At 65.8% G+C, this 6572-nt stretch carries 6 protein-coding genes; all 6 read left to right on the top strand.

Translation table 11 applies throughout. From position 1 onward, the window contains the following. Window positions 1-177 precede the first annotated feature (177 nt). Window positions 178-1458, top strand: coding sequence for a tRNA (N(6)-L-threonylcarbamoyladenosine(37)-C(2))-methylthiotransferase MtaB (gene mtaB, locus H5T65_13540; GenBank protein MBC7260252.1), 1281 nt, complete (start codon window positions 178-180; stop codon window positions 1456-1458). 42 nt (window positions 1459-1500) lie between these two features. Then, window positions 1501-1947 (top strand): GatB/YqeY domain-containing protein, encoded by a 447-nt coding sequence (locus H5T65_13535; GenBank protein ID MBC7260251.1) that lies wholly within the window; start codon window positions 1501-1503, stop codon window positions 1945-1947. 23 nt (window positions 1948-1970) lie between these two features. Then, window positions 1971-4091 carry an HDIG domain-containing protein gene (locus H5T65_13530; protein ID MBC7260250.1) on the top strand — a complete coding sequence of 707 codons (2121 nt, stop codon included), beginning with the start codon at window positions 1971-1973 and terminating at the stop codon, window positions 4089-4091. After that, window positions 4081-4530, top strand: a complete 450-nt coding sequence (gene ybeY, locus H5T65_13525; GenBank protein ID MBC7260249.1) for an rRNA maturation RNase YbeY — start codon at window positions 4081-4083, stop codon at window positions 4528-4530. The genes H5T65_13530 and ybeY overlap by 11 nt, the downstream gene beginning before the upstream one ends. Before the next feature lie 25 nt (window positions 4531-4555). Next, window positions 4556-4909 carry a diacylglycerol kinase family protein gene (locus H5T65_13520; GenBank protein MBC7260248.1) on the top strand — a complete coding sequence of 118 codons (354 nt, stop codon included), beginning with the start codon at window positions 4556-4558 and terminating at the stop codon, window positions 4907-4909. Between the two features lie 78 nt (window positions 4910-4987). After that, window positions 4988-6493 (top strand): leucyl aminopeptidase, encoded by a 1506-nt coding sequence (locus H5T65_13515; protein ID MBC7260247.1) that lies wholly within the window; start codon window positions 4988-4990, stop codon window positions 6491-6493. Window positions 6494-6572 lie beyond the last annotated feature (79 nt).

Raw genomic sequence — 6572 nt, 5'->3', positions numbered from 1 at the left:
ATGAAAAGCCACCCTCCGTGCCTGCATGTATTCTCCCTTCGTGTTCATTCGCGTTATTCGTGGATAACGCCTGCCCCCGCGGAACCGCACTCAATTTGACAGGCCCTCCCTCCGGTGGTAGATTGAACCAGGGCCGGCGTTTGCTGTGAGGCCCTGATTTTGTCTCCACGGACGGTTATGAAGGTACACCTGGCATCGCTTGGCTGCAAACTGAATCAGAGCGAGATGGAGTCGCTGCAGGCCCAACTGGAAGAGGCGGGCTGGGAGTTGGCGCCGGCCCACGAGGCCGATGTCATCGTGCTGAACACGTGCGCAGTTACGGCCGAAGCGGCCCGCAAATCCCGCCAGGCTTTGCGCCGCCTGCGCGCCGAGGCCCCCAATGCGCACCTGGTGGCGACGGGGTGTTACGCCGAACTGTGGCCCCAGGAGGTAGAGGCCGCCGCGCACTCGGACGCTGTCATCGGCAACCGCGAGAAGGCGCATCTGGCCCACCTGCTGCCGGCGCGGTTCCCTTCCCGCGCCGCGCCCGAGCGCCAGGGCCGCACCACGCCCGTCTGGCCGCGCACCCGCGCGTTCGTCAAGATTCAGGACGGCTGCGACAACGCCTGCGCCTACTGCGTGGTGCACATCGCCCGCGGGCCGTCCAGGTCGCTGCCAGCGGATGACGTGGTCGCGCAGGTGCGCCGTGCCGCCGACGCCGAACGCAAGGAGGTCGTGCTGACGGGCGTGAACATCGGCGCCTATGGACAGGACACGGGCGGCCCAGACCTGGGAGGTCTCCTGCGCCGCATCCTGTCGGAGACGGCCATCGCGCGCGTGCGCCTGTCGTCGGTGGAGCCGTGGAGTTTCCGCGAGGAGTGGCTGGAACTGGGAGCCGATTCGCGCCTGTGCCCGCATTTCCACCTGCCCCTGCAGAGCGGAAGCGACGCCGTGCTTCGGCGCATGAACCGCCCGTACCGCGCGGGCGACTTCCTGCACCTGGTGCGCGCCATACAGGCGGCCTTGCCCGACGCGGCCATCACCACCGATGTCATCGTCGGCTTCCCAGGCGAAACCGAGGCCGACCATCGGGATACCCTTGCGCTGGTAGAAAGCGTCGGCTTTGCGCGGGTTCACGTGTTTCCGTTTTCGGCGCGGCCAGGGACGCCCGCCGCGTCCATGCCCGACGCCGTGCCCCGCGATGACGTGCTGCAACGGAGCGCCGAATTGCGGGCGTTGGGCGCGCGCCTCGCCACCGCCTACGCGGAACGGTTCCTGGGCCGCACGATGGACGTGCTCTGGGAGCAGTCGCCGCGCGGGGGCGTCTGGACCGGCCTCACGGCCAATTACCTGCGCGTCGTGGCGCAAGGCGAGGGCCTGGGCAACCGAATCCTGCCCGCGCGCCTGCTCCGCATGGAACAGAGCCACATCCTGGGAGCCGTGGCGGCGATTGACACGTGCGCGGCACGGACGCTATAATTCCGCCGGATAGGCCAGGCCACACGGAAAAGGGAGAAAAGCATGACGCTGCAAGAGAAAATCATGAACGACATGAAAGAAGCCCTCCGATCGGGGGACGAACTGCGCAAGTCCACCCTTCGGATGTTGCGTTCCGCCATCGGGTACAAAGAGGTGGAGGTACAGCATCCCCTGTCGGACGAAGAGGTGCTGGAAGTCATCGCCAAGCAGGTCAAACAGCGGCAAGATTCCATCGCCGAGTACGCCAAGGGCGGCCGCCAGGACCTGGTAGACCGTGAAAGGGCCGAGATGGAAATCCTCATGGCCTACCTGCCGCAGCAATTGACGCGCGAGGAGATTGAATCCCTGGCGCGCCAGGCCATCCAGAAACTGGGCGTAACCGACATCAAGCAGCAGGGCCTGGTGATGAAGGAACTCATGCCCCAAGTGAGAGGGCGCGCCGACGGCAAGGTCGTCAACGAAGTCGTGCGCCAGTTGCTTGGCGGCTAGCGAGGGAGACGATTGGCCCACACATGACCACCCAGGCTACCGCTACCGAAACCGCAAACGGCCGTTCGCACTCCCATCGCGGGACGCTTGTCCTGCGCGGGGTGGTTTGGGGAGCGATTTTCGGCATCTTGTTGAGCCTGCTCCTCATCTTTGAGTTGCTCCCCGTGGGGCAGGTGGAACTCCAGGTCGGGCAGGTCAGCCCTGCGGACATACGCGCGCCCAGGCAGATCACGTTCGTGAGCCAGGTGCTCACGGAGAAGGCGCGCGCCCAGGCCGAGCAGGCGGTCCGAGATGTTTACGACCCGCCCGATCCCAAGATCGGCCGCCAACAGACCCTTCTTCTGCGCCAGATTCTGGACTTCATCGGATCGGTACGCGCCGACCCCTACGCTTCCGACGCCGAGAAGATCCGCGCCCTCACCTCCATCTCCGATCTGGCCCTGTCCGAGGACCTGGCGAATCTCATCCTCTCGTTCTCCGATGCGGAGTGGGAGACGACGCAGGTCGAGGCCGAGAGGGTGCTGGACAGCGTTATGCGCGAGGCCATCCGCCCGTCGGATGTCAACGAGGTGAGAAGCCGCATCCCCGCACTGGTGCGGCTCACCCTGACCGAGACGCAGACGCAGGCGGTCGTGGCGTTTGTGCAGAACCTGGTCAAGGCGAACTCGTTTCTCAATGCCCGCGAGACGCAGAACGCGCGCCTCCAGGCCCGCGAGAACGTGGAGCCTGTCGCCATGACCGTGGCCCAGGGGCAGACCATCGTGCGAGAAGGGGATCTCGTTGAGCCTCTGGATATGGAGATTCTGGAGGCGCTGGGCCTCTTGCGCCCGCAGATCAAGTGGCAGGATGTGCTGGGCAATGCGCTGCTGGCCGCCCTGATTACCGTCCTGCTGGGCATCTATCTTTCAGTCCGCGCCCCCGACCTGTGGAACGAGCAAAGTTCCCTGCTGGCAACCTCGGTGCTGTTCCTCGGCTTCACGGCGACCGCCCGCATGATGGTGCCCGGACACACCGTGCTCCCGTATCTGTTCCCGGGCGCGGCCATGGGCCTCATCATCAGCACGCTGTTTGACACGCAGGCGGCGCTCTTCTCATCGGTATTGTTGAGCGTGCTCGTGGGGGCGATAGGCGGGGGAAATCTGGAACTGGCTGTGTACGTCTTCGCGGGGTCCGTGGTCGCCATTCTGGCCATCCAGCGCGTGGAGCGCCTCAACGTGTTCGTCTTCGCCGGCATGTTGGCGACCCTGGCGAACTGGCTGACGATCCTGGCCTTCCGGCTGCCCGGGCAGCGGTACGACTGGGTTGGCCTGGCGACGCTTTTCGGCGCGGGGCTTCTGAATGGCGGGCTGGCCTCCATGATCGCGCTCTTGGGCTACCTGGCGCTGGGCAACCTGCTGGACATCCCGACGACCCTGCGACTTGTGGACCTGGCGCGCCCCACCCATCCCCTGATGCGCCAGTTGCTGCTCAAAGCACCGGGGACGTACCATCACAGCATCCTGGTGAGCAACCTGGCCGAGGAAGCGGCCGAGCGCGTCGGCGCCAACCCAATCCTGGCGCGCGTCGGCGCGTACTACCACGACATCGGCAAGACCCTGCGGCCTTACTTCTTCGTGGACAATCAGACCGACGGCCAGAACATCCACGACCGCCTGGACCCCGAGACCAGCGCCCACATCATCGTGAGCCACGTCAAGGATGGGATAGACCTCGCCAGGAAGTACGGTTTGCCCAGGCGCATCGTGGATTTCATCGCCGAGCATCACGGGACGATGCTGGCCACGTATTTCTACGAGCGCGCCCGAGAATCGGCGGGCGCCGACAATCCGAACCCCGACCCTGCGCGATTCCGGTACCCGGGGCCGAAGCCGCGCAGCAAGGAGACGGCCATCCTCATGCTCGCCGACGCCTGTGAGGCGGCTGTGCGGAGCCTGCGGCCCGCAACGGCCGAGGAGATAGAGACCATCGTCCACAAGATCATCGCGGAACGGATGGAGAGCGGCCAACTGGCCGACAGCGACCTCACGCTCCGCGACCTGAACGAGATCCAGAACGCCTTCACCACTACGTTGCAGGGCGTCTTCCACCCCCGCATCCGGTACCCCGGCCAAGAGCAGAAAGGCAGGAACGAGAATGACCGTTGACGTACAAGTGGCGCCCGCGCTGCGCCGCAAGGTGCAAAAGGCCGAGATCCGCAGATGGGCCGAGGCCATCATGCGCGCCGAGGGGCTGACCGAATTGCCCGACATGGCCGTCGTCATCACCGACGACGAGAGCATCCAGGCGCTCAACCGCGACTTCCGGGGCCTGGACGAGCCGACTGACGTGCTGGCCTTCGGCGAGGAGAAGCCGGGGCCCTTCGTCCTGGCGCCGGGCGAGCCGGCCTACCTCGGCGACATCGTCATCTCGCTGGAACGCGCCGAGGCCCAGGCCCAGGAACGCAATGTGCCTGTCAAGACTGAACTCCGGTTGCTGCTGGTGCACGGGATTCTGCACCTGCTCGGCTACGACCACCACACCGAAGCGGCGCAACGCCAGATGTGGGCACGGCAGGATGCAATCTTGGAGATGCTGAAAGGGTGAGGGCCGCGAATTGAAGAACCCGAACATGACACGCAGTTTCGCAAATGCCTTTGCCGGCCTCTGGGCCGTATGGCGAACGCAGCGCAACGCTCGCATAGAGGCGGCCATCGCCCTGGCGGTGGTTGCGCTGGCCATCGTGCTTCGCCTGCCGCCTTTGGACTGGGCCATCCTCGTCCTGACCATCGGGTTAGTCCTCGCGGCCGAGTGCTTCAACTCGGCGGTGGAGGCGCTGGTAGATTTGGTGCATCCAGGCTACCACGCGCTGGCGAAACTGGCCAAGGACGCATCGGCCGGGGCGGTTTTGCTGTTATCCATCATGTCGGTTATTATTGGGCTGCTGATCTTTGGGCCGCCGCTGCTGGAGCAGATTGCCCGCTAGGTTGTCCCGCATGCTCCGTGAACATCGGCGCCAGCGCGCCCTGCATTCCAGACTACCATTTCACGTAAGGAGGTCGCCGTGAACATTGAGGTCAAGCGTGGAGCGATCCAAGAGGAACAGACCGAACTTATCGTGGTGAACTTGTTTGAGGGGGTGAGCGAACCGTCGGGCGCCACGGGCGCGGTGGACAAGGCGCTCGGCGGCCAGATCGCCGACCTCATCGCCTCGGGGGATTTCAAGGGCAAACTGAACGACACCGCGCTGCTGTACACGCGCGGGGCCATCCCCGCCAAGCGCGTCCTCATTGTCGGGCTTGGGAAGCAAGAGCAGTTTGACTTGGACAAGGTTCGGCAGGTATCCGCCACAGCGGCGCGGAAGGCGCACGCGCTGGGCATCGCCCAATACGCCACCATCTTGCACGGCGCGGGCGCTGCCGGTCTGGACGCCGCCCAGGCCGCACAGGCCCTGGCCGAGGGAACCATCCTGTCGCAGTACCGCTTCACCCAGCACATGACCGAGAAGAAGGATTCGGAGAACGGGCGCGAATTGGAGAAGGTCTCCATCGTCGTGATGGGCGACGAGACGGCCCAGGCGGCGAAGGAGGGGGCAGCGGCCGGCGTGCAGGTGGCGGAGGCGGTGATCTGGGCACGGGACTTGGTGAACCAGCCCGCCAACTACGCCACGCCTTCCATCCTCGCCGACGAGGCGCGCCGCATGGCGAAGACCTACGGCCTGAAGTTCCAGGCGCTGGGCCCGGCGGAGATGCGCACCCTGGGCATGGGGGCGTTGCTGGGCGTGGCGCAGGGCAGCGCCCAGGAGCCGCGCTTCATCATCCTGGAGCACAACGGCCGCAGCGACGACGCCGCGCCCATCGTCCTCATCGGCAAGGGGCTGACCTTTGACAGCGGCGGCATCTCCATCAAGCCCAGCGACGGGATGGAGAAGATGAAGGGCGACATGGCCGGCGCTGCCGCCGTGTTCGGCGCCCTGCGCGCCGCCGCCGCGCTGAAGATTCCCCGCCGCATCATCGGCCTCGTGCCCGCCACCGAGAACCTGCCCAGTGGCACCGCCTACAAGCCCGGCGATGTGCTCAAAGCCATCACCGGCAAGACGATAGAGGTCATCAGCACCGACGCCGAGGGCCGCCTCATCCTCGCCGACGCCCTGGGCTACGCCCAGCGGTATCAGCCCGCTGGGGTGGTGGATTTGGCCACGCTCACCGGCTCGTGCGTCGTGGCGCTGGGAACCTTCGTCGCTGGATTGTTCTCCAACGATGACGCCCTGGCGGCCCGCATTGAGGCCGCGGCCAAGGCCACCAACGAGAAGGTCTGGCGCATGCCCCTATGGGACGAGTATGCCGAGCAGATCAAGAGCGACGTGGCCGATGTGAAGAACACCGGTGGCCGTCCGGCAGGGTCCATCACCGCCGCCAAGTTCCTGGAGAAGTTCGCCGAGGGTATGTCCTGGGCGCACCTGGACATCGCGGGGCCGGCCTCCACCGAGAAGGACGCGCCCTACCAGCCCAAGGGCGGCACCGGCTTCGGCGTGCGCTTGCTGGTTCAGATGCTGAGGGACTGGAAATAGCCAGGCCCGCAGCGCCAACCGAACGCGAGGACCGGGATTCGGCTCCGTCTTGTGTTGGCGACCTCGGTGCGACGCACTT

The sequence above is a fragment of the Chloroflexota bacterium genome (assembly GCA_014360805.1).
In the GTDB taxonomy this organism is placed as follows: Bacteria; Chloroflexota; Anaerolineae; order DTLA01; family DTLA01; genus DTLA01.
Note: the sequence above shows the minus strand (reverse complement) of the source record. Positions and strands in the feature narration are given on the sequence as shown.